The organism is Verrucomicrobiota bacterium, from assembly GCA_016200005.1.
In the GTDB taxonomy this organism is placed as follows: Bacteria; Verrucomicrobiota; Verrucomicrobiia; order Limisphaerales; family PALSA-1396; genus PALSA-1396.
This window is the reverse complement of record JACQFP010000022.1, coordinates 26,613-49,568: the sequence shown is the minus strand read 5'-3', so window position 1 is coordinate 49,568 and position 22,956 is coordinate 26,613. Positions and strand designations below refer to the sequence as shown.

Here is a 22,956-nt window from a genome sequence, read left to right as displayed (position 1 = left end):
TAGCCAAGCCCGCCCTGCTCAATCAAATCAATTCCGCTCCGCTCCTTGAAGGTTTCAAGCGGTTTGTTGTCTCACTCGCCAGCCCCGTGGAGTAAGCCTGCCACTTTGGCCGGGCGCACATCAGCCATCTACTCCACCGGGCCAGCCCGTTGCCAGATTGTGAACGCCGGCAGAATCACAGCCTTCCGATAACCAGTCCGCTTGACATAATCCGCCAGCGCGCCTTGGCGGTCATAGAGATCAGGTTTGGTGACTACAATGACATCCGGTAATCGCGCGGCGACCAGCGTTTCCCGCGACGGATTCATGACCCACCATGCACTACCGGTCTCCGGTTGGTTCGAGGTGGCTTCCGGCTCGGAGCGGCCCGTGACTCGGAGCGGCACTTGATAATACGCGGCGCCCTGCGGGTCGGCGTTCCACCAGACTTGCTGACCGTGGTTAATCGCAGTCCGTGCCAGCGCAGCGGCGGAACGGTAATCATCCTTCTCATGCCGCGCCGCGAATCGCAGCGAGAGACATGAGAGCAAGCTCAAACAGCAAAAGACGCCGACAACCAACTTCCCAAGCAGGACGCCTCCGGCTCGGAGATCACGGCTCGGAGAGCGGTGACACCAAAGCGTCGTCAGCCCGGTGCTCAGAAGAAATAGAATCACCGGCATCAACGGTGTGAAATGGCGCCCGACGATCCGGAAATGCAGAGTCAAACCGGCGATGACCAGCGCCACCGCCGGTGCGGCGATGATCACCGCCAGCTTCAAAATATTTCCAGCATTATCGGACCACCAAAATTTCCGGACTGCCGTGACAACCAAACTCAAAACGGCAATTCCATAAAGCGCCAACCCGATCCAATGCGATTGGAAGGAGCCCAAGCCCTCCTGCCGGATTTCCAGGCGTCCCGGCCCCAGTCCACCAAAGCCCAGCAGTTCGTAGCCGATGAAACAAATACTCTTCCAGTCTGTGCTCACCATGCCCGACGCTCGCGCCCCGGCTTTGAGAGTCCACAAATAATAAGCGCTCAAGAAGAGAATGAAGCAACCCGTGATCAACCAGCCATCACAATACGCACGCCACAGCTCCGCGATTCGCTGTCGCGAAAAAGTCAGCGCCGCAATCCCGACTGCCGAGGCCGCCCAGATCATTCCGAGCAGGCTGCTGCCGCACAGCACCATGATGCCCACACAAAACCCAATCACCCACATTTTGTCGCCGCCCAAGCCAGCAGGCGCGCCTTGGTAATCTCCCAACTCATCCGCCTCCTCACGTCGGCGGCTACGAAGGATAACGAATTTCCCGCTTAGCTGGTAAAGCGCAGCAAAGATCAGCAGGCTGGCGCCGAATTGCATCGCGTACGGTCGCGCTTCATTCAGGTAATACCACGCAAAGGGCGATAAGGCCGGGACCAACCAGAAAGCAGAAAGGTGAAATCCGGAAGTCCTGATCTCTGCTTTCCTAATTTCTACTCTCTGCTTTCTTCCCACCGCAGCCACAAACGCGATGATGCCCAACACGAACCACGGGATATTGGCGGAACGAAGAATCCATTCGCTGGAGCCGAAGATTTTTTCATAACCCCACATGTAAACCATGTAGAGCGGCATCTGGAGGTCGGACGCCTTCTCGCCGGCCATCGCCTGCCACCAGCCCGCCAACGTCGGCTCTCTTGCTTTCACTGCCGTCCAAGCTTCGTCAATCCACAAGCTTTGGTGGCTGATCGCCAGCAATGAGATCAACAGACTCAGACAAAGGCTGAAGGCCAAAGGCTGAAGGCTGAAGGCTGACTTCACAAAACCAAATCTGAAGGCAGAAAGTTGAAAGATGAATTTAGCATTTAGATTTTAGCCTTTAGCCTTGATCTCGTTGTAAATCCAGCGATACGTCTTCTCCATGCCGTCGCGCAGTCGGGTGCCCGGCTCCCAGCCCAGAAGTTTTTTGATCAGAGTATTGTCGCTGTTGCGGCCGTTCACGCCTTTGGGCGCTTTCAAATTATACTTCCGCTTGAGCTTCACGCCCGCGATGTCTTCCACGATGTCCACCAGCCCGTTGATGGTCACCAGTTCGTTGCTTCCCAGATTGATTGGCTCCAAAATCTCGCTGGCCAGGATCGCCTGCGTCCCTTTCAAACAATCATCGATGTACATGAAACTGCGCGTCTGATGGCCGTCGCCCCAGATCTCAATCTCAGGTTTGCCCGCCAGCTTGGCTTGAATCACCTTCCGGCAGATTGCCGCCGGGGCTTTCTCGCGTCCGCCATCGTAAGTTCCGTGCGGCCCATAGACGTTGTGATAGCGCGCCATGCGGGTGGTGATGCCAAAATCTTCCCGGAAATGCCGGCACATCCGCTCACTGAACAACTTCTCCCAGCCGTAACCATCCTCCGGCATCGCCGGATAGGCATCGCTCTCTTTCAGTGCAATGACGTCCGGTGAGGTTTGTTTGTCGGCCGCATAGACGCACGCGGACGAAGCGTAGAAGTACCGTTGCACACCGAACTTTTTCGCCGCCATTAGGAGATGGGTGTTGATCAGCACTGACAACATGCACAGCGCGCGGTTGTTCTCGATGAACCCCATCCCGCCCATGTCCGCCGCGAGATTGTAAACAATCTGCGCGCCGCGCGTCGCTTGCTCGCAGGCCGCCTTGTCCTGCAAATCCAACTGGAGATTTTCAACCTCGGGAAAACGCTGATACCATTCGGCAAAAGGTTTCAGGTCCACCGCCCGGATATCCTTGTGGCCTTGTTTCAACAAATCAGCGACCAGATGGCCGCCGATGAAGCCGCCGCCGCCGCAAATCAAAATTTTTCCAGCATTCATAGTTTGCCCGTTACCACTGAACACGAAGCGCCTCCAGCTCGGAGCCTGCGCTTCCGGAGAGTGGGAAGCTATCTGTTCCGAGGCGGTTTATTCAAGCGCATACTTTTTGATTCCGGCCAGTTGACAGAACACGCGCATGACAAAGAGCGGATTGTTCTTCAAATAGCGACGCCACAACCGGCGCGGCTCGCACCAAAGTCGAAACAACCATTCGAAGCCGCTGCGCTGAATCCAACGCGGCGCCTGACGAAGCAGTCCCGCGTGAATATCGAACGCCGCCCCCACCCCAAACATGAGCGTCGTGTCCAGCCTCTGCCAGTATTGCGCCATGAACTTCTCCTGTTTCGGCGTACTCAGGCCAACCCAGATGATGTCCGGTTTCTTTGCGTTGATCCTGCGGAGCAACTCTGCTTCCTCCGCCGGATTCAGCGGTCGGAACGGCGGCGTGTACGTGCCGACAACCTTGAGACGTGGAAATTTTGTCTCCAATCGCTGCTTCAATTTTTCCGCCACGCCATCTCCACCGCCGTAAAAGAAATGAGTGTATCCCTTTTCTGCGCTCAACTCGCAAATCAGCAACATCAGGTCCGGCCCGTAAACACGGTCCATTTCCCGAAAGCCATGCAGCCGGCCCATCCAAACCATCGGCATCCCGTCCGGCGTGTTGAGAAAAGATTGGTTCAGGATGCCACGAAACCGTTCGTCCTTCTGCGCCTCGGTCACGCCATGAACACCGGTGACGCACACGTAACCCTTGGTCTTTTGTTCCAGCGCCGGGGCGATGGCCTCCCGCGCCAGTTTCAAATTGATCGCGCTCAACCCAACGCCCAGAATATTTACTCGTTTGATGTCGCTCACGGCTTAGTTGAGAGTTCTTAGTTGATAGTTGATAGTCCCAACTCTCAACTCTCAACTATCAACTAGCTGCCGGCAACGCCCTTGCCCCGTGGAGTAGCTGGAGCATGACCGCCAGCCCAAAGTGGCTCGCTTACTCCACGGGGCGAGATTGTATTGTGAAACGGAACGGTTTTTCAAGGTGAGTTCTTGGTTGATAGTTCATAGTTGATAGTTGAGAGTCCAAACTATCAACTCTCAACTAACAACCATCAACTCGCATGAGGTTTTCCATCATCACTCCTAGCTACCGAAACTCGAACTGGTTGAAGTTGTGTGTGGCTTCCGTCGCTGACCAGATCGAAGTCGAGCACGAACACATTGTCCAGGATGCCGGTTCGGATGACGGCACGCTGGATTGGCTGGTCGCTGATCCACGTGTCAGAGCCCATGTCGAAAAGGACAAAGGCATGTATGACGCCGTCAATCGCGGCTTTCGCCGCGCTCTGAACCAGAAGCCAGAAGTCAGCAGCCAGAAGTCAGACCTCACACTTCCGACCTCTGACCTCCGACCTCCGGCCTCCGACCATGTGTTGGCCTACATAAACTGTGACGAACAATACCTTCCGGGGGCGTTGAAAAAAGTCAGCGATTTTTTCAATCGGCATCGCGACGTGGATGTCGTGTTCGGGGATTGCATTGTCGTGCACGCCGATGGCCGTTACCTGTGCGAACGCCGCGCGCTCACACCGCAGCTTTTGCACACCTGGGTTTCGGGCAACCTCAGTTTCCTCACGGCCGCCACCTTCCTGCGGCGCCGGGTCATCGAGGACCACAAACTTTTTTTTAACCCTGACCTACGCGACATCGGCGATGGCGAATGGACGCTGCGACTGGTCAAGTCCGGACTCCGCACCGCTGTTCTGCCAGAATTCCTGACCGCGTTTACTGAGACAGGCCAGAACATGAATCTCGGCGCAAACGCCGCCCGGGAAAAAAGGGAATTCATCGGCGCGGCCCCCTATTGGGCACAACTCTCGGCTCCACTGATCCTGGCTTATCATCGCTTTCGCCGCTGGCGGGCGGGTCACTACGCCTGCAAACCTCATGATTACGCCATCTACACGATGGACAGTCCCGCCGCCCGAAAAAATTTTCAGGTGTTGAATCCCACCTTTCGTTGGATCCGGCCGCTAGCTAAAGCAGAAAGCAGAAAGTAAAAAACAGAAATCGGAAATCTCAGCTTTCTTAATTTCTGCTTTCTGCTTTTCCTGCGTTTGCCTATTTTCACCGTTGAGTGAATACGCGAATCCATACCGCCGCTTCCGCGCGCTTGAAGCAACTGGTGTTCGATGAACTTCGTCGAGCCTGTGACCACCTCGCGCCCCGACGGATCGTCCTCAAGCCGAACTGGGTTTTGCACGAAACCGATGCCGCCTTCCCGATCCGTGCGCTCGTAACCGATGCGCGAGTCATCGAAGCCACCGCCGAAGCCTGCCTGAACCTTTTTCCCCAGGCAGAATCCATTTTGGTTGGCGATTGCCCGCTCCAGTACGCCAAGTGGCCAAGGATGTGCGCGCAATCAGGCTTGACCGAAGTCATCAACCGGTTGGCCAAGGCATCGCATGGCAAGGTGGTTTTTCGTGACTTGCGGAAGGAAGTTTTCCAGAAGACCGAAGGCTCGTTCCTGGTTGCCAGCGAGTCTGAACACGGCGACCCGTCGGGTTATCGCGTAGTGGCATTGGGAAATCGCAGCCACTTGGAGCCGATCTCCGATCAGGCGGAACGGTTCGCAGTGAACGACTACAGTGCCGCCGTCACCAGCAGTAATCACCGTCAAGGCTCGCACAATTACTTCGTCAGCCAGAGCGTGCTCAACGCCGATCTGTTCATCAACCTGCCAAAATGGAAGGCGCACGCCAAAAGCGGCATCACTGGCGCGCTCAAAAATTTGGTTGGCATCAACGGCGACAAGGCCTATCTGCCGCACTTTCGGCGCGGCGCTCCGAAATGGGGCGGGGATGAATATGGGGACCAGAACCGCTGGCTTTATTGGACCCAGACCACGCTGCGCGAGACCTTGCAAAAGCGCAGCCGTCTGGCCTTCAAACTACTCAAGCCCGGTTGGGAGTTGCTCAAGAAACTGCGCGGCATCGAGACCCGTCTCGATAATCCATCAGCGGTCCCGAAGAATTTCTACATCGCCGGCGGCGCGTGGCACGGCAATGAAACCATCTGGCGCATGATCTACGATTTGAATCTGGTGATCCAGTGCATGAACGCCGAAGGCAAGCTCCAGCCGGTGCCACAGCGTAACTACTTCTGCATTGTGGACGGTTTGATCAGCGGTGAAGGCAACGGGCCGCTCGAACCGTTGCCACGCGAGACCGACTGGCTGCTCTTTGGCGACGACCCTTTTGCCATCGACGCTGCTTTGTGTCACTTCATGGGGTTTGCGCCGGAGCAGGTGCCGGTCATCGCGCACCGGCGCGAGTTTGCTGGCCCACGCTGGGGAAAATTCGATCTGTCGGATTTGGAGGCGGAATTGGACGGCAAGAATATTCGTGTGCTCGATTCGCCGATCAACTTCCACTTCGTGCCACCACCTGGATGGAGGAATCACATTGAACGTTGAGTGGCTCGCCCGTCTGCCCGCGCCGTTGAGGCGGGCGCTGTATTTCGGACTCCAATCCGCGATCGGCTCGCGCGTCTGGTCCGCGTGGCGGGAATTCCTGGCGTGGGAGCGCTTGACGCCCGATCAATTGAATCAAGCTGTCGAACAAAAACTCGATCTGGTTCTTACCACCGCAGCGAAGAATTCGGAATATTATCGCAATCTGTCGCTCTTCCGGCGGTCAGGTGAGAGCGTGCAGAGTTGGCTGCGCCGATTCCCGACTCTCAGTCGAACAAAACTGCGGGAGCATTTTAGCCGGCTGGTGAGTGATACCTTGCGCGGTGAAATCACTTCGCCGGAAAGTGTTTCGCGCCGCCATTACGACTGGCTCATTGTCAAGACCGGCGGCACCACCGGCGTGCCGACGACCGTAGCGCACGACGCCAATGCCCGCGACTGGGGCCGGGCCACGCGCCTCTACGCCGCCCGGCTTTGCGGTTTTCCCTTCGGCACCCCGTACTTTCGCCTCTGGGGTTCGGAGCAGGATTTGCTCGGCGAACAGGCCAGCATTCAACAATGCATATTGCGCGGTTTGCTGGCCGAAGTGCCGATGAACGCTTTTCGCTCGCGCGAAGTCGAATTGCGCCAGCACCTCGACACGATCCATGCGCACCCGCAGATTCAACATTTGATGACCTATGTCGATGCAGCGGTCAGCCTGGCCACATTTATTCACGATCAAAATATTTCTCCGCCCAGTTTCAAAACCATCATGGCTTGCGCCGGCACCGTCACGCCCGAGTTCCGGCGAATTCTGGAAACCACCTTCGCCGCTGAAGTGTTCGACAAATTCGGTTCGCGCGAATGTTGCGACATGGCTTGCGAATGTTCCCAGCACACCGGCCTGCACGTGTTCTCGCCCAACGTGTTCCTTGAAATCGTGGACGAGAACGGCGTTGAATGTCCGCCGGGAAAACCGGGCCGCATTCTAGTCACGATGCTGAACAACCCGGGCTTCCCGATGATCCGCTACGAAGTGGGCGACCTCGGCGTGTGGGCGACACCAACCCCCTGCCCTTGCGGCTCGCCCTTTCCGCGACTCGAAAGTTTGCAAGGCCGCCAGGACGACATGCTGTTGACCGAAGACGGCACGCTGCAATCCTCGTCCTTCGTCCGGCATTTCGTAGGCGTCAGCTTGAATCGCCAATTGATTCGCGACTGGCAGTTTGAACAGACCGGGCGCGCGCGATTCATCTTTCGTTACGTCGCCGTTAAGTCGGAAGGACTCGATGAGAACCTGCATAAACTCAAGGAAAGCTTTCAACTCGTGTTTGGCCGGTCGGCCGAATTCGAGATGCAGCCAGTGAACGCAATCCCAACCACGGCATCGGGCAAGATGCGCTGGGTCATCAACAGCTACCGCAAACCGTAGTTAACAGGGCGACTCCGGGTCGGGTAGTTCAAGATTCTCCACTGATTCGGACGGGTATGAAGAAAGGTCAAGGCGTGAAGATGATTGCGTCAACCAAGTCTGCACGGAGTTGCTTTGCGGTTGCCTTGGTCGGATTCTTTACAACGTTTGTCTTCAAAGTGTGAATGGAATTTGTTTCGTAAGTTGCTACCTCGTTCGTTGTCACATTGGTAATCACGTTAACCAGAATATTTGTCACTACGTTGGTTACGCTCTCTGTCCGGTTTAGTTCTGCGTAATTCACAAAAATAATTTCCTTCTCAGACCGCAACAAGATTGAGACCGGGCCGAAAAGATTGTTTGAGACCGCGACATTGTTCGTGTTCACGAGATTGAGTGGAGTAGCTATATCTGAATGTTCCGGCGAGAGCCTGATAAACGCCGTTTCCGGCTTCCCGCCTCCTACCTGTCTTGGAATCAGACCAAAGACTGAAGTTCCAAAAAGTTGAACATTAGAAATCAAAACAAGTAAAATGAGACTCACCAAAAGGATTCGCACCATAAAAGTTGAATTTGCCCACGCATCCCGAAGATTCCCGCTCAGCATGTAGAAGACTACCCAGTAAAGCAACATAGTCCAAAAAACAAATGCGTTGTATAAACCTTTGTCGTAGAGCAAAGCACTGACCGTGACTAAACAGAATACCGCGATGCTAAAATCAGAGGGTCGCAGCATCGTGGTGAATTTTGAGTTTCTCCACCAAATAGCGCACACGACATAGCAGACTAAAAAACCGACCATAAGCACAATGACCCAGGTCGTAACTGAGAACGACGGATTCACCCGTGATGTATCCGGGAAAAATACATATATCAGTCTGAAAACGAGCAAAAACCAAAATCCTGCAAGAATTTCAATCGTCTTGTCATCCCCTTTCCCTTGACGCCAAGTTCTCCACCGATCACAGAAGACTGCCGTAGGACCGCCCAGTGTTATCAGAACAAACAGGTAACAGAAGGCTGCTGAAATGTATTCCGCCTTTAGAAACCCAATTGCTGTTACCCCGTACTGCGAGAGATACGATTGCCAAACCAAGAAGCCAATTGAATACAAAACGAACGCCGCAAGCACTGTGTATTTCGTCACCTCACTCAACAATTTCTGAGGTTCAAACTTGGGTTCTGGCGTCGTTGGTGTTTCGCTTGCCATACTGCTCGAAACTCCCGCAAACGTCCCTCCTTGACAACTACAATCAGGCCGTAAAACCGGGGAAGCAGACGGAGTTGATTTGAGTGTTACTTCAAAACGGTTCTGCCGCCCGATCAGCACACTGCCAGACGCCGGTCGTTGACATTTCATGAATCTCTCAGTACAACGTGCCCGTGGCTGCCACACCAATAGTTTCACTCCACGATCTCAACGCCGGCTACCCGCAAACGATTGAAGATGGTCTTCGAGAAACGGGCTTCTTTGATCAGCTGCCCGCGGGCGCTCCCGTTTTTCTGAAACCGAATCTGACGTTTCCGGTTTATCGCCCGGGCGTGATGACCTCGTTCGAATGTCTCAAGGCGGTCACCACGCTGCTGATCGGCAAGGGTTATCCCGTCATCATCGGCGAAGCGGACAGCGGCGGTTACAACCGCTTTTCCATCGACGAAGTTTTCAAAGGGATGGGCATTGATAAACTGGCGCAGGAGACCGGCGCGCGACTGGTCAATCTGAGTTTCACCGAACCGGAGTGGCTGGAAGTGCGGGCGGGTTTCCGCCGCAGCCCCTCCGCGTTCCGCTTCCATCAGAGTTTGGCGCGACAAGTTGCCTTGAAAAAATCCGCCCGGAGGTTGGCAGGGCGTCCCGCGCTTGCGCGCGCTTGCGGGATGCGCCCCGTCTTTGGTCTGCGGCCGCCCGGCGGGCAGAGGACTGACGCGCCCCGTCATTTCATTTCGCATCGCCGCCGGCGCGACATATTTGTAGATCATCCGGCTACAAAAAATCACAAGCTCCGTCGGAGCGACATCGGGAATATGCCGCTCCTGAACGGAGCTTTCAGCAAATGGGATTTGCAGGCTACAAAGATTCCGCACCTACGGCGCCGCGGCTTGTTTGCTTACGGTTTCCTTTTTGAGTTTTCGCGCAAAGCCATCGGTGAAGGTCGTTCCACTTCCGCGGCTGAACCGGTCATGGCCTGATGCATCGTGTCCGGGCAAAGATCAATGCCGCCGGGCCATTCCACACAGCCGAAGTCGGGGTTGATGGTGACGGCGTTGAAGGTTTTTGCCTCCAGCAATTTCAGGAACACCCCGCCGCGTCGCTCCGGCTCGACCGGATAAATCCCTTCGAGACCATCGTTGAACCGGACTTTCAAACGATAGCCGGTGAGCGGTTGCGCTGTTTCAATCCGAACCATGCTCTTATTCTAGTCCAAAGGCTGGATTTTGGAAGGCTCTTGATTATGGCTGGCCTGCTCCCAAGCCTGACGGAGTTCGTCCCGGTGCAACGCGGCCCATTCCAGCACTAGCACCAGCGCCCGCCGTCGCATTGAGCCATTCATGACCATTAGGGTTTCGATATTGATCTGAACTTGCTCGCCATGATAGACGGCATGAAAATGTGGCGGCGCATGGTCGCCGTAAAACATGCGAATGATGATGCCATAGAATCTGCTCAGTTCAGGCATGGCGGCAGGTTATTTGGTTTCAATTGATTGGCAAGTCTGGCGCAATAACCGCAAGTCGTCATCCGCCTTCGTCTGGCTTCGGCATGATAGGCGTCGCTGAGACGCAGAGAAACTCTCCAGTTTTCCCTGCGCCTTGGCATCTTGGCGCCTTTGCGTGAGACTTCCGGGGAGCACAGCCGCTGCCCATCGTTGACATTTCATGAATTTCTCGGTACAACGTGCCCGTGGCTGCCACACCCATAGTTTCACTCCACGATCTCAGCGCCGGATACCCGCGCACGATTGAGGATGGGCTTCGAGAAACGGGCTTCTTTGATCAGGTGCCCACGGGTGCTCCGGTTTTCCTGAAACCAAATCTGACGTTTCCGGTTTATCGCCCGGGGGTGATGACGTCTTTCGAATGTCTTAAGACCGTCACCACGCTGCTGATCGGCAAAGGTTATCCCGTCATCATTGGCGAAGCGGACAGCGGCGGCTACAACCGCTTTTCCATTGACGAAGTTTTCAAAGGGATGGGCATTGATAAACTGGCGCAGGAGACCGGTGCGCGGCTGGTCAATCTGAGTTTCACCGAGCCGGAATGGCTGGAAGTGCGGGCGGGTTTCCGCCGATTGCGCGTGCCCGTGCCGAAATTGCTGCTCCACGAGGTCGGTGCGGTCATCACGCTGCCCGTGCCGAAGATCCACATGAACACGCTGGTCTCGATGTCCATCAAGAACCAGTGGGGATGCATTCAGGAACCCGCCGAGCGACTCAAGCTGCACCCTTACTTCGCGGAGGTGATGTATGAACTGAATCGCCGCCTGCCCCGCGCCCACTCGATTGTCGATGGCAAGTACGGACTAAATCGCAGCGGCCCCATGCTGGGCGACCCGGTGGAATTGAACTGGCTGCTTGTCGCCAATGATCTCGTGGCCGCCGACCGCGTGTGCTGCCGGCTGATGCAGATTGACGAACGGGAAGTCAAATACCTCAATCACTTCCGGGAACGGGGCTGGTGGTCCGAGTTCAAGGACATCCGGCTGCGTTCTGATTGGGGGAAATTCTTGAAAGAGAAATTCCATCTTCAACGGGCATTGACGGACATGCCCGGCCTGGTGTGTTTCAACAGTTCGTTCCTCGCGTGGCTGGGTTATCGTTCGCCGCTGGCAGGGTTTGCGCATTGGTTGCTGTATCTGTTCAGAGAACCGTTTTACGATTACGACAAGGAGAAGACCAAGGTAAGGACCGACGCTCGGTAGGTTTTGCAGCCTTAGTTTTTGCGCACCGCTGCCGACTCCTCGAACAAGTGCTCGATCTTGTGGACCATCTCCGGGAGCGAGAACTGGCTGGCAATCCGTTCCCTCGCGGCGCTCCCCATCTGCTGGCGCAATTCCGGCTTCCGCATCATTCGCTCAATGCCATCCGCCAGCGAGGTCGCGTCATCCGGCGGAACAAACTCCCCGGTCACGCCGCCCACCACCTGATCCAGCGAACCGCCGATGTTCGTCGCGATGACGGGCAGTCCCATGGACATCGCCTCCATCACCACGCCACCGAACGGTTCGGGTTGCGCCGAAGTCATCGCGTACACATCCATGGCGGCATAGGCCGCGCGGGCATCCGCCAGTTCGCCCGTGAACACCACCCGATCCGCGATTCCAAGTTCGCCAACCAGTTCTTGAAGTTGCGTCAGGTGCGATTCGTTGCCCGGAAACGGCGCGCCGACAATCAAGGCCTTGATGTCCAGCCCACGCTTTTTCAACAGGGCCGTCGCCCGCACCAACACCTCCTGCCCTTTGCGCACCAGCTTGATGCGCCCCACACATCCCACCACAAATTCTCCATCCAATCCGTAGCGGGCGCGGAATTCTCCCCGCAGCCGTTCTCGCGGCACCTGGAATTCTTCCAGCGAAAATCCATTATGGATCACCACCACGTTGTCGCGCGGTTCAAACTGACCCGCCACCGCATGGGAAACGGCAATGACTTTCTGCGAGAGGGTCCGGACATACCACGAGAAGGCGGGCCAGACGTTTCGAAATTCCTGGAACCAGTCGCGCACATGCCACATGTGCGGCACACCCGCGAGCCGGGCCGCCAGCGCCGGCGAGAGAACCACGCCCGTGTTCGTGTGCACCAGATCAATGCCACGCCGTCGGATCAACCGCCACAAATACAGCACGGACAGAGGATAGTTCAGCAGGAAGGGCACAATCCGCCAGGAACCAAACACCTGCCGCGTGACGATGCTCAACCTGGGATGCACCAGCACCTCGACACCCTGAGCCTCAATCATCGCTTTCAACAGACCCTCTTCCGGCACGACCACCAACGGCTTGAACCGGCGGCGATCAATCGTCTTGATCAACCGCACGAGCGATCGGCTCGCGCCATAAATGTCCGCGCTGTTGTGAACGTGCAGCACGCGAAGTGGCTCACCCGCCGGCACCGGCTGAGGAGTTTCGGGCTCGACCCAGCGTATGTGCTCGATGGGGGCCGACTCCCGTTGTAACGAACCGCGATGCCGCGCAACAAATTCATCGATTCGAGGCCGGACGGATTGCTCGCTCAAATCCCAGAGGCAGTGGGGCACGGGAAACTGGCAGTAGTCCGAACAGGGCTTGTGAACACAAGGCCGCCCCTCGCACCACTCGGAGGCCGGGTGGAGCGGCGCAAACCATTCGGGCAATTGCGGGCCAAAAACCGTAAAGGTCGGCACGCCGTTGAAGGCGGCCAGATGGCCGGGGCCGGAATCGTTCCCAATGAACGCCCCGGCGGCATCGGTCAGGTTGAGCAGCTCCGTGACCGTCTCGGGCGTGGCAATATTTGTCTCGCCCACGGCGAGCCACCACTCGCGTTGGTTCACATCGCACGCCACTTGCACGGCAAAACCGCGCTCGCGCAACCGAAGCGTCAGATTGCGAAATCGCTCCAACGGCCACACCCGCACGGGTTGAGCGGCGCCTGTGTGCACCAGGAGGTAACCCTGCCGGGCGGGCGGCATGGGAATGTTCTGCCGTTGGGGCACTTCGAGATCCAACGCGTTGGCCAGGGCGTGCCAGTATTCGTAACGGTGGGCCTTGGGAGCCGGTCGCTCCGCGGGCTGATTCAAAAAAATCCGGCTCCACGCCCGCGAGAATCCGATGCGTCGCCGCACCCGGGCCAGCACCAGCAGCAGGTGGTCGCGCGGGTCCCAGCGGGCGGACAGCCCGACATCAAACCGCTCCCGCACCAGCGTGCGACCCAACCGCAGAATTTCCAGCCAGGGCCAGGCGAATAGACGGTATTTATGTTTGAACGCCGTCCACGGCGCGACGAAGGAGATGACTCGCACGCCCGGCCAGAAACGTTTCTGCAAATCATGCGCGTACGGTTTGGCCAGCACCGTCACGTCGTATTTCTCGCACGCGGCGCGCAGAAATGGCGTGGCGATGGCCAGATCACCGACGCCCCACAGTTCCACGACTAATAGCTTCGGTTTCACGATGGGCGTTGGGCAATCAAGTAAGCCGACCAGCCAAGCCAATGAACCCGGGCCGTAAATTTCCTGCGACTGGCCGGCAGGAAAATATAGAACAGGTGCGACACCGCAAACAACCAATTCCGCGAAGTTCCCGTGTCCACCACCTCCAGTCCCACTCGTTGGACCTCCTGCGCGAGGACATCGACTGAGACGAGTTTGACGTGCGTCGGGTCGTCATAGAAATTCAAAGTGAATGCGATATCGGCCTTCCCGCGCAGGCTCGGCAGAGTGAGCGACTTGGGATGCGGCGTTTCAATATAGAATCGCCCGCCGGGCTTGAGCAAGCGCGCCGCTTCCTGCATCAAAAGGGTCACATTTTCCAAGTGCTCGACCAGATGCATGCAGGTGATGGCTTCCACGGAGCGGTCCGGCCATGGCAGTTTTTCCCGCTCCAAATCGCCGCGATGAAACTCACAGCCGGGCGCATAGGCTTCTGGTCGCCCGGCCACGTCGGCGGCAAACAAACGCAAGTCGGGTCGCAGTTCGGCGATGTGCCGCAGCGTTTCGCCATCCGAAGAACCCAGGTCCAGCAAAGCCCCTCCCCCCGGCGTGCGCGCGACAAACCGCGCCCGGGTGTCAAGCCAGGGAACATGACGGAGATGGCGCCAATTCATAATTCCGTCCGGCCACACGCCCGGTCGTTTGACAATTTCTGCATTGGGCCAGGACCACTCAGATTCATCACGACGATCGACAGTCTAAAGAACCGTGCTTTTGTACTACAATGGAAAATGCTCGTGGGGTCTCGCCTCAACCGCAAGGTAGAGCGCGTCACTCCGTGCGCGCCGGTGGGTTGGACAATCGACCTGAACGGCGCGCACGGAGTGACGCGCCCTACCAACGCGCCCGATTAAGGACGGGCTTGACCGCGCCAGCGAGTTCGGAAAACATCGCTCAACAGCAAGCGGGACGATTTCGGCGCGCTCGGAAAGAGGCGCTGAGTGGCATAAATAAACATCAAATGGCCAACCTTGGATTGCGAGCGTGTACGGAAATTGTAGCCGCCGACGTGAGGAGGTGGAACAGTCTCGTTTTGCTCACGGGAAAGTCCGCCTCCGCACGTCGGCGGCTACAGCCACCAGGCTTTTCCCTACACGCTCAGAGAGCCAGGCAATGAGAATTCTTGTCACCGGCGCCGCCGGATTTATCGGCTTCCATGTTGCAAAACGCCTGCTGGCCAGTGGCGAGGAAGTGATCGGCCTCGACAATCTCAACGATTACTACGATGTCAGTCTCAAGCGCGCGCGGTTGGCGCAACTCGAGGGAAGACGCGCGTTCCGATTTCAGAAAGTGGACATCGCCGAGCGGCATCTTCTCGCGGATCTGTTCAAGACGGTCCGACCTCAATGCGTCATTCATCTCGCGGCGCAAGCCGGCGTCCGTTATTCGATCACGAATCCGCACGCTTACACCGACAGCAATCTGACGGGATTTGTCAATGTCCTCGAAGGCTGCCGACACAATGAAGTCGAGCATCTGGTCTATGCTTCGTCGAGTTCGGTTTACGGGAACAGCACGCAGGTGCCATTTTCTGTCGCTCAAAATGTGGATCATCCGGTGAGTTTGTATGCCGCAACGAAGAAGGCGAACGAGTTGATGGCCCACACGTACAGTCATCTCTATCGCCTCCCGACCACCGGCCTTCGCCTCTTCACTGTGTATGGGCCGTGGGGCCGGCCCGACATGGCCACATTTCTCTTCACCAAGGCCATCCTCGGCGGGCAGCCGATTGACGTTTTCAACGAAGGCAAGATGACCCGCGACTTCACGTACGTCGATGACATCGCCGAAGCCATCACTCGTGTTGTTCAACGCATTCCGAGAGGCGATCCCAACTGGTCGGCTGAGCGCTCCGGTCCGGATAGCAGCCCGGCACCTTACAGGATTTACAATCTGGGCAACAACCAACCGGTCGAGCTGCTTCACCTCATTGAAACGCTTGAAAGGTGCCTCGGCAAAACTGCGATCAAGCGCATGTTGCCGATGCAACCGGGAGACGTGCCCGCAACGTGGGCGAATATTGATGACCTTGCGCGGGACATTGGTTTTGCACCGAATACGCCCATTGAGGTCGGTCTCCGCAAATTTACCGAGTGGTATCTCGATTACTACGGTTCTTGATGGCGAACGCCCCCAATCCGCAATTACAAGGAGCCGCCTCCAGGAAAAGCTTCTGGTGGGTGTTGTTGTTGGGCGTTGCTCTGCGTCTGGTCGCGGTCAATCAACCGTTGATCGACGCGCATCTTTTTCGGCAGACCCAGACGGCAGACGCCACGAAGAGTTTGATTGAGGAACCAGGCTGGCATCTGAGCGCGAAGGTCAGTTGGAAGGGAGATACCGGTGCGCGCTTATGCCTGGAATTCCCGCTGTATAATTATCTGGTCATGGCGGTCCATGTCCTGACCGGCAATCTGGACGCAAGTGGCAAACTGGTTTCCGTGGCCTTGTGGGGATTTTCGTTTTGGCTGTTGCAAGGACTTTGGCGACGCGTGCTGGACGACCGGCAAAGTTTCTGGGCGAACCTGCTCTTTGTGCTTTCGCCGCTCGAAGTTTTCTTCGGCCAAGCCTTTATGCCGGAAATGTTGGTTCAGTCGCTGGCTTTCGGGTTCCTGCTGGCGGCGCTACGCTACATGGAAAACCCCTCGTTGCCGAGGTGGATCATTTGCGCCGCGACAGGGTTGCTTGGACTTCTAGTCAAAGCGCCGGAGATTGCGCATTGGTATTTGGTCTTGCTGGCGCTGCTCTTTGAGAAGGAGCGATGGAGATGCGCTTGGCGACCCCGCTATGTGATGGCAGCAATCATAAGTTTGTTGGTAATTAGGCAGTGGAGTCTGTTTATGGCCCAAGTTAACCACGGCGGGTTTGCCGAGCTGGCCTCCACCAAACTTTTGCTTGGATCAATCGGACCTTGGTGGGCGCGTTTCGGCCTCAATCACTACCGGATGATTGCGCAATACCTGGCCATATTGGCATTCTCAATAACGGGGATGATGGTCGCAGCGCTTGGTCTGTTGGAGGTGCTGCGAAGCAGGACTTCCCGCTTCGCACTATACTGGTTGGGAGCCTTGGCACTCTATTATCTGATTTGGGCCGGACCGGTCTCCAGCGGGCAAAGTTATTACAACCTGCCGGCCCTTGGCCCAGGCTGCATGTTGTTCGGCATCGGCATGGTGCGATTCTTGACCTGGTTACGAGACCGATGGGGTGAGAATCTGCCGGCTCGATTTGCAAAGGTCGCGGTGCTGGCCGTAACCCTTTCGCTTCTCGCGGCTGGAACGCTTTACTTGTTTCGACAAGACCGAGTTGTTTACGAGAGTGCCCTCTGGACAAGGGAGCACACCAATCCTGATGAGTTGGTTCTTTTCAAGTGGAATCATCGGCCTGAGTCGGTTGACTACCCGCATCCCTGCGTTTTCTCCTATTACGCGCAACGACGGGTCTGGGTTTACACGAAACAGCTTTCGGAAGTGCAGCGGCAACGTGCGGTGGCGACTTCGCGTTGGGCGGTGGTGACGCAGCCGCCTCCGGAATCCGAAATGTCGGTCATTGAAAAATGGCGGATACGAATCCGTCAGGGCGGGAAACAATTGGCCCCGGACAACATGGACTGGCTGGAACAGGACGCCGGCTTTGTCCGGTTTTACGAAGGCGACGGTTTCACGGTGTATCGCAAACAATCCTGAAGCGAGGACGCGGCGCGCGGGTCGCCCGCGCCGCCGAAAGATCAAGCCCAATTAAGAAATGGATTGTGCAGCCTAAGATTCCCAGTTAGTTTTTTCGAGGTGATGATCCGTGACGCGCTCCCAATGGAAATTGTTTGGGCCTGTAAATGGTTTGAGCTTGTGGCCAAACGACCGCCCAGCTTCGCCGAACCTCACTACTCCATCCGCACCAAAGATTACGTGGTGGTGGTCGCGCTGGATATGGAAGGAAGATTTCTCCTAGTGCGGCAACTGCGCCCGGCGGTGGACGGTCACACATTGGAAATTCCCGGCGGCCACGTTGAACCAGAAGAAACTCCGGAGGATGCAGCGCGGAAGGAACTGCTGGAAGAAACCGGGCACGTCGCCGATCAGTTTGAACTTCTCGCCAACCTGTCACCGGATACCGGCCGGCTGGGCAACCGGATCTGGTGTTTTTTTGCAGGCGACGCGCGACCGGTCAGAGCGTCGCAGCCCTGGGGTGAAGCGGGTGTGGACTGCATCCGTTTCGAGGGCGGCGTGCGGGCATTGCTGGCCGAAAAGGAATTTTGTTCCGCCCTGCACTGGGGTGCGCTACTGGCCGCGGTGCGCGGGGGGCGACTGCAGTTCTGACCCAATCGGAGAAGCGCAACGATGAAAAAGATAAAGAGAAAAATCACGCGCGCTTTTGACGTGTGTGTGGTGGGCGGGGCCGGCCACGTCGGCGTGCCACTCGCCCTCGTGCTTGCCAAGCGCGGCTTTCGCACGCTGATCCAAGATTTGAATAAAACGGCCATGGACACCCTGGCCTCCGGGCGGATGCCCTTCCTTGATGAAGGAGCTGAACCTCTGCTGAAGGAGGTGCTTGCGTCGGACATGTTGGGTTTCAGCGCCGACGCCTCCTCAATCAAGAGCGTCCCTTATATCATCCTCACCATCGGGACGCCGGTGGATGAGTTTCACAACTCTGTCCTGAGCGTTCTCACAAATTGCGTTGACGCTCTTCTGCCGCATCTGAGCCACGATCAAACCATCATTTTGCGCTCGACCGTTTTCCCCGGCGCCACGGATTTTCTCCATGATTACATTCGGAAACGCGGCAGGAAAACGCTCATCGCTTTCTGTCCGGAGCGCGTCGTGCAAGGAATGGCCGTCAAGGAGATCCAGTCGCTCGTACAAATTGTCAGCGGCACCACCCCGGAAGCGGAGGCCGCCGCGGTCAAATTATTCTCCAAGGTGGCTCACAAAATCATCCGGCTGAAACCCATGGAGGCCGAGTTCGCCAAACTGTTCTGCAACGCCTACCGCTACGTTCAATTCGCCGCCGCCAACCAGTTTTACATGATGGCCGCCGCGGCCGGCTTGAATTATGCGCGCATCCGCGCAGGCTTGATGGAAGATTATCCCCGGATGCGCGACCTCCCCGGTGCCGGTTTCGCCGCCGGTCCCTGTCTCTACAAGGACACGCTCCAACTGGCCGCGTTTGATGACAACCAATTCCCGGTGGGCACCTCCGCCATTCAAGTCAACGAAGGCATGCCTCGGTGGATCATCAACCGCCTGCGCCAACAATATCGGCTCAAAGAAATGACCGTGGGACTGCTGGGCATGGCGTTCAAGGCGAACAGTGACGACGCCCGCGCCTCACTCAGCTACAAGCTCAAGAAACTGCTCAAGCCGCATGCCAAAGCCGTGCTCATCACCGACCCGCTCGTGCAGGGTGACAATGAACTGCTGCCCCTGGCACAAGTCATTCAGCGCAGCGACCTCCTGATCCTGTGCACGGCCCACTCGGCCTATCGCGACGTGGACTTGCGCGGCAAACCGGTGTTCGACATGTGGAATTTCCTCGAGCCGTGAACACGGGCCTGACTTTGTAATGCGCAAACCGCTGGCCATCGGCATCATCGGAATCGGCTTCGGCAAGAATGTCTTGCTCCCGGCCTTTCGCGCCGACGCGCGCTGCGAAGTGACCGCCTTCTGCGCAAGCGACATTGAAAAGGCCCGCGCTGCCGCCCAAGCAACGGGAGTCCCCCGGTCGTATGGCGATTGGCGAATGTTGTTGGCGGACCCGGCGATTGACGCTGTCGCGATCGCGGTGCCGCCAAACGTGCAAGTCGAAGTGGCGTGGGCGGCCGCGAAAGCAGGCAAGCACCTCTTTTGCGAAAAGCCGCTGGCCCTGAATCTGGATCAAGCCAACGCTATTCTGACCGCGGCTGCCAGGAACAAGCTGGCTCACGCGATCGACTTTGAATTCCCGGAAGTGGACGCCTGGCCAAAGACAAAGGCTTCACTCGCTGCTGGGACGCTGGGACGCATCCGCCACGTCGCCCTCACCTGGCGCATTGAGACGTATGCCCATCGCGCCCAAGTGGACACCTGGAAAATCCGCGCGGAAGTCGGCGGCGGCACCTTGAACAATTTCAGCTCGCATACATTTTATTACCTCGAATGGCTCTTCGGCCCGCTGACACGGCTTGCCGCCCGGCTCTCACCCTCCGCCGCGGCCGATGCCCGCGTGGACTGGTGGGGCGAATTCTCCGCGGGCTTTCCCGTCACGGTTTCCATCGCCGCCGATGCGTTCCTCGGCCCCGGCCATAGACTGGAGGTCTATGGCGACCAGGGCACCCTGGTGTTGGAGAATCGCGGCAGCGATTATATGCGCGGCTTCAGCCTCTCCGTTGGCACCCGGCAAACGGGCACGTTGATCGTCCAGGAAACTTTGGCGGGCGACGCCACCGTGGACGGACGCATCGCTCCCGTAAGCCGTATTGCCAGACGGTTTCTGGATGCGATCGATAGCGGGCAGTCCGTCACGCCCGGTTTGCGTGAAGGAACGAGAGTTCAGCAATTGATTGACGCGGCGCGTGCATCGCACCGGAGCAAAACTTGGCAGGAGGTGGCACCGTGACACCGTCGCCCGAACTCGACATCGTCATTCCGGTTTATAACGAGGGCGAGAACATCGCGCCGTTGCTCGACTCTCTGAAGCGCGGCGTCAAAACACCCTTCCGTGTTTTGATCTGCTATGACCGCGACGATGATAACACGCTGACCGCACTCAAAGGTTATCCCATCCAAGGGTTCCAGTTGGTTTGTGTGAAAAACTGCGGTCGAGGCGCGCTTGGCGCCGTCCTGACTGGTTTTACCGACAGCACCGCTCCAGCGGTGCTGGTGTATCCAGCCGATGACGACTACAATGCTCCAAAGATTGACCTGTTGATGGCGAAATTCCATGACCAGTGCGAAATCGTCGCGGCCAGCCGCTTCATGCGTGGCGGTTCCATGCGGGACTGTCCCTGGCTCAAAGCTCTACTTGTGCGCAGCGCCGCATTTGTGATGCACACCATTGCTCGGGTACCAACCCATGACGCCACCAACGGGCTTCGCCTTTTCTCGCGACGCGTGCTCCAGCAAATTCCCATTGAGTCACAAGTTGGTTTCGCTTTCAGTATCGAACTATTGGTGAAATGTCACCGTCTGCGCTGGAAAATCGGCGAGGTGCCGTTCGACTGGCAGGAGCGCAAATCTGGCAAGAGCCGGTTTCGCACGGTTCGCTGGGTTCCACAGTATTCAGTCTGGTTGTTTTATGCGCTTGCAACGACCTGGCTCCGCCGACCGGCACGCACGGTGGTCCTGCGAACCCAGATTTCAAGCCCACGAGCATGAACAAGAAGATCGAAAGCACTTTCTTCGACGAGTTCGAGTCAAAATATGGCGACTATGATGTCCTTGGCGGGCTGGCGTATTCCCGGCTATTGAAAAGGTTCGAGGAGACGATGTCGCCACACCGCGGTGAACGCTGTATTGACCTGGGTTGCGGAACTGGTGCGTTCACGCGGCGTTTGAACAAATTCGGATTGCGACTGACCGGCGTGGATATCTCCCCAGGATGCATTGGTTGGGCGAAGAAGAGTTCCACCAATGAGGATTACGTCGTCGGTGACCTGATGAACACGACGTTTGAGGATAATTACGCCGACATCATTGTTTACTCGGGTGTCCTGCATCACATCGATCAAACATCGGAGCGGGTCCGGGCGTTGCGGGAGGGTCTGCGAATCCTTAAACCCAATGGGCGACTGTTTGCCTACGACCCAAACCGCCGCAGCCCGAGCATGTGGCTTTACCGCAGCCCTCAGTCACCGCTCTATTCGGCGAAGGGGAAGACTGAAAACGAAGTGCTGCTTGGCGCGGAGGACCTCGCCAGCGAACTGAAATCCGCCGGCTACACCGGGATAACTGTTCAAGGATTGAGCGGCACCACTTTTCGATTCGTGGAGAGCAGAGTCGCCCGGTGCTTGTTGCCATTGTATAACTGCTACGAGATTTTGATGATGGTGAGTCCGTTCCAAAAACGATTTGGCACTTTCCTTGTCTCGACCGCGAGCAAGCCGCAAGGGCCGTCTCAATAACATGAGCCATCGCACCTATTTGCTGACCGGTGCGACCGGGTTTATCGGCAGCGCTTTCCTCCGCGCGCTCGTCGGCATGGGTCATCGCGTCCGCGCCTTGGACAACGAGTCTCGGGGTTCTCGCGACCGGTTGAACGATTTGACAGCGGAAGTCGAGTGGATCAAGGGCGACGTCCGCGATGCCGCCACCGTCGCAGTTGCGGCCAACGGCGTGGACTCCATCTGCCACTTTGCCTACATCAACGGCACGGAGTTCTTCTACACGAAGCCGGAGTTGATTTTGGAAGTCGCTGTCAAAGGCATGATGAATGTGATCGATGCCTGCGTCCGCCATAATATTCCCGAGTTGATTCTGGCTTCCAGTTCGGAGGTCTATCAAACTCCGCTGAAGATTCCGACAGACGAGTCCGCCCCGCTATCTGTCCCTGACGTGCTGAACCCGCGCTACTCTTACGGCGGCGGCAAGATCATTTCCGAACTGCTGGCAATCAACTATGGTCGCCGACACATTCCGCGCGTGTTGATCTTTCGGCCCCACAATGTCTATGGCCCAAACATGGGCTGGGAGCACGTCATTCCGCAATTCGCCCTGCGCATGGACGCGCTCGTAAAAGAACACCCGACCGGAACGATTCCTTTTCCGATGCAAGGCACGGGCAAAGAGACACGCGCGTTCATCTTCATCGATGATCTGGTGGAGGGTCTCTTGCGAATCATGGAAAAAGGCGAGCACCTCGGCATTTATCACATCGGCAACGACGAGGAAATCGCCATCGAAACAGTCGCCCGCGAAATTGCCAGCTGCTTCGATCGCGAAATCAATGTTGTTCCCGGGCCGCTCCAGGCCGGCAGCACCTTGCGGCGTTGCCCGAACATCAACAAGCTGCGGGCGCTCGGCTTCCAGCCGCGCGTTTCACTCGCCGAAGGACTCGCCCGGACCGTCTCTTGGTATGTGGCCAACGCTCATCTCCAACCTAAAAACTAATTGGGCTATGCACTTGAT

General features: G+C 57.1%; 21 protein-coding genes. 13 read left to right on the top strand and 8 right to left on the bottom strand.

Translation table 11 applies throughout. The features are described 5' to 3' along the window. Positions 1–128: 128 nt before the first annotated feature. The 3 genes from HY298_07455 to HY298_07445 all read right to left on the bottom strand — a co-directional run bounded on the left by HY298_07455 (position 129) and on the right by HY298_07445 (position 3,677). Positions 129–1,790 (bottom strand): hypothetical protein, encoded by a 1,662-nt coding sequence (locus HY298_07455; protein ID MBI3850110.1) that lies wholly within the window; start codon positions 1,788–1,790, stop codon positions 129–131. Between the two features lie 51 nt (positions 1,791–1,841). Beyond that, on the bottom strand, positions 1,842–2,819 hold the full coding sequence (locus HY298_07450; protein MBI3850109.1) for an NAD-dependent epimerase/dehydratase family protein: 978 nt from the start codon (positions 2,817–2,819) through the stop codon (positions 1,842–1,844). 87 nt (positions 2,820–2,906) lie between these two features. Next, positions 2,907–3,677, bottom strand: coding sequence for a WecB/TagA/CpsF family glycosyltransferase (locus HY298_07445; GenBank protein MBI3850108.1), 771 nt, complete (start codon positions 3,675–3,677; stop codon positions 2,907–2,909). Positions 3,678–3,934: 257 nt separating this feature from the next. Here HY298_07445 and HY298_07440 point away from each other — a divergent pair, with 257 nt between their 5' ends. The 3 genes from HY298_07440 (at position 3,935) to HY298_07430 (ending at position 7,699) form a co-directional block, all read left to right on the top strand. Continuing rightward, complete coding sequence (locus HY298_07440; GenBank protein MBI3850107.1) at positions 3,935–4,873, top strand: glycosyltransferase; 939 nt, start codon at positions 3,935–3,937, stop codon at positions 4,871–4,873. Positions 4,874–4,950: 77 nt separating this feature from the next. Beyond that, on the top strand, positions 4,951–6,288 hold the full coding sequence (locus HY298_07435) for a DUF362 domain-containing protein (protein MBI3850106.1): 1,338 nt from the start codon (positions 4,951–4,953) through the stop codon (positions 6,286–6,288). After that, on the top strand, positions 6,278–7,699 hold the full coding sequence (locus HY298_07430) for a phenylacetate--CoA ligase family protein (GenBank protein MBI3850105.1): 1,422 nt from the start codon (positions 6,278–6,280) through the stop codon (positions 7,697–7,699). Before HY298_07435 ends, HY298_07430 begins: the two co-directional genes overlap by 11 nt. A gap of 67 nt (positions 7,700–7,766) precedes the next feature. Here HY298_07430 and HY298_07425 read toward each other — a convergent pair whose 3' ends face one another. Next, the gene (locus HY298_07425; GenBank protein MBI3850104.1) at positions 7,767–8,888 is read right to left on the bottom strand and encodes a hypothetical protein; all 1,122 of its coding nucleotides are present in this window, start codon (positions 8,886–8,888) and stop codon (positions 7,767–7,769) included. 173 nt (positions 8,889–9,061) lie between these two features. Between HY298_07425 and HY298_07420 the strand changes: the two genes are divergently transcribed. After that, positions 9,062–9,865 carry a DUF362 domain-containing protein gene (locus tag HY298_07420; protein MBI3850103.1) on the top strand — a complete coding sequence of 268 codons (804 nt, stop codon included), beginning with the start codon at positions 9,062–9,064 and terminating at the stop codon, positions 9,863–9,865. Here HY298_07420 and HY298_07415 read toward each other — a convergent pair. Next, positions 9,784–10,083, bottom strand: a complete 300-nt coding sequence (locus tag HY298_07415) for a DUF2442 domain-containing protein (GenBank protein MBI3850102.1) — start codon at positions 10,081–10,083, stop codon at positions 9,784–9,786. The two genes, HY298_07420 and HY298_07415, sit on opposite strands and share 82 nt — an antisense overlap. Positions 10,084–10,092: 9 nt before the next feature. Next, positions 10,093–10,353 (bottom strand): DUF4160 domain-containing protein, encoded by a 261-nt coding sequence (locus HY298_07410; protein MBI3850101.1) that lies wholly within the window; start codon positions 10,351–10,353, stop codon positions 10,093–10,095. A gap of 224 nt (positions 10,354–10,577) precedes the next feature. Between HY298_07410 and HY298_07405 the strand changes: the two genes are divergently transcribed. Further along, positions 10,578–11,594 (top strand): DUF362 domain-containing protein, encoded by a 1,017-nt coding sequence (locus HY298_07405; protein MBI3850100.1) that lies wholly within the window; start codon positions 10,578–10,580, stop codon positions 11,592–11,594. Between the two features lie 11 nt (positions 11,595–11,605). Here the strand turns inward: HY298_07405 and HY298_07400 are convergent, their stop codons facing one another. After that, complete coding sequence (locus HY298_07400; protein ID MBI3850099.1) at positions 11,606–13,819, bottom strand: glycosyltransferase; 2,214 nt, start codon at positions 13,817–13,819, stop codon at positions 11,606–11,608. Then, positions 13,816–14,472 (bottom strand): class I SAM-dependent methyltransferase, encoded by a 657-nt coding sequence (locus tag HY298_07395; protein ID MBI3850098.1) that lies wholly within the window; start codon positions 14,470–14,472, stop codon positions 13,816–13,818. The genes HY298_07400 and HY298_07395 overlap by 4 nt, the downstream gene beginning before the upstream one ends. Positions 14,473–14,971: 499 nt before the next feature. Here HY298_07395 and HY298_07390 point away from each other — a divergent pair, with 499 nt between their 5' ends. The 8 genes from HY298_07390 (at position 14,972) to HY298_07355 (ending at position 22,938) form a co-directional block, all read left to right on the top strand. Further along, entirely contained in the window at positions 14,972–15,979 is a 1,008-nt protein-coding gene (locus HY298_07390; protein MBI3850097.1) for an NAD-dependent epimerase, read from the top strand. Beyond that, entirely contained in the window at positions 15,979–17,541 is a 1,563-nt protein-coding gene (locus HY298_07385) for a glycosyltransferase family 39 protein (protein ID MBI3850096.1), read from the top strand. The genes HY298_07390 and HY298_07385 overlap by 1 nt, the downstream gene beginning before the upstream one ends. A 159-nt stretch (positions 17,542–17,700) precedes the next feature. Next, the gene (locus HY298_07380; GenBank protein ID MBI3850095.1) at positions 17,701–18,171 is read left to right on the top strand and encodes an NUDIX hydrolase; all 471 of its coding nucleotides are present in this window, start codon (positions 17,701–17,703) and stop codon (positions 18,169–18,171) included. A gap of 21 nt (positions 18,172–18,192) precedes the next feature. Next, positions 18,193–19,398, top strand: coding sequence for a nucleotide sugar dehydrogenase (locus tag HY298_07375; GenBank protein ID MBI3850094.1), 1,206 nt, complete (start codon positions 18,193–18,195; stop codon positions 19,396–19,398). Between the two features lie 19 nt (positions 19,399–19,417). Then, positions 19,418–20,449: a Gfo/Idh/MocA family oxidoreductase gene (locus HY298_07370; GenBank protein MBI3850093.1), complete on the top strand. Its 1,032-nt coding sequence runs from the start codon at positions 19,418–19,420 to the stop codon at positions 20,447–20,449. Further along, the gene (locus tag HY298_07365) at positions 20,446–21,207 is read left to right on the top strand and encodes a glycosyltransferase (protein MBI3850092.1); all 762 of its coding nucleotides are present in this window, start codon (positions 20,446–20,448) and stop codon (positions 21,205–21,207) included. The genes HY298_07370 and HY298_07365 overlap by 4 nt, the downstream gene beginning before the upstream one ends. Beyond that, entirely contained in the window at positions 21,204–21,953 is a 750-nt protein-coding gene (locus HY298_07360; protein ID MBI3850091.1) for a class I SAM-dependent methyltransferase, read from the top strand. Before HY298_07365 ends, HY298_07360 begins: the two co-directional genes overlap by 4 nt. Before the next feature lies 1 nt (position 21,954). Continuing rightward, positions 21,955–22,938, top strand: a complete 984-nt coding sequence (locus tag HY298_07355; protein ID MBI3850090.1) for an NAD-dependent epimerase/dehydratase family protein — start codon at positions 21,955–21,957, stop codon at positions 22,936–22,938. Positions 22,939–22,956: the final 18 nt, after the last annotated feature.

What these genes read in the sequence shown, in the direction of transcription:
- HY298_07390 (MBI3850097.1), top strand. Translation starts at nt 14,972, where the DNA reads ATGAGAATTCTTGTCACCGGCGCCGCCGGATTTATCGGCTTCCATGTT.
- HY298_07450 (MBI3850109.1), bottom strand. Translation starts at nt 2,819, where the DNA reads ATGAATGCTGGAAAAATTTTGATTTGCGGCGGCGGCGGCTTCATCGGC.
- HY298_07395 (MBI3850098.1), bottom strand. Translation starts at nt 14,472, where the DNA reads ATGAATTGGCGCCATCTCCGTCATGTTCCCTGGCTTGACACCCGGGCG.
- HY298_07440 (MBI3850107.1), top strand. Translation starts at nt 3,935, where the DNA reads ATGAGGTTTTCCATCATCACTCCTAGCTACCGAAACTCGAACTGGTTG.
- HY298_07355 (MBI3850090.1), top strand. Translation starts at nt 21,955, where the DNA reads ATGAGCCATCGCACCTATTTGCTGACCGGTGCGACCGGGTTTATCGGC.
- HY298_07415 (MBI3850102.1), bottom strand. Translation starts at nt 10,083, where the DNA reads ATGGTTCGGATTGAAACAGCGCAACCGCTCACCGGCTATCGTTTGAAA.
- HY298_07385 (MBI3850096.1), top strand. Translation starts at nt 15,979, where the DNA reads ATGGCGAACGCCCCCAATCCGCAATTACAAGGAGCCGCCTCCAGGAAA.
- HY298_07370 (MBI3850093.1), top strand. Translation starts at nt 19,418, where the DNA reads ATGCGCAAACCGCTGGCCATCGGCATCATCGGAATCGGCTTCGGCAAG.
- HY298_07375 (MBI3850094.1), top strand. Translation starts at nt 18,193, where the DNA reads ATGAAAAAGATAAAGAGAAAAATCACGCGCGCTTTTGACGTGTGTGTG.
- HY298_07360 (MBI3850091.1), top strand. Translation starts at nt 21,204, where the DNA reads ATGAACAAGAAGATCGAAAGCACTTTCTTCGACGAGTTCGAGTCAAAA.
- HY298_07425 (MBI3850104.1), bottom strand. Translation starts at nt 8,888, where the DNA reads ATGGCAAGCGAAACACCAACGACGCCAGAACCCAAGTTTGAACCTCAG.
- HY298_07410 (MBI3850101.1), bottom strand. Translation starts at nt 10,353, where the DNA reads ATGCCTGAACTGAGCAGATTCTATGGCATCATCATTCGCATGTTTTAC.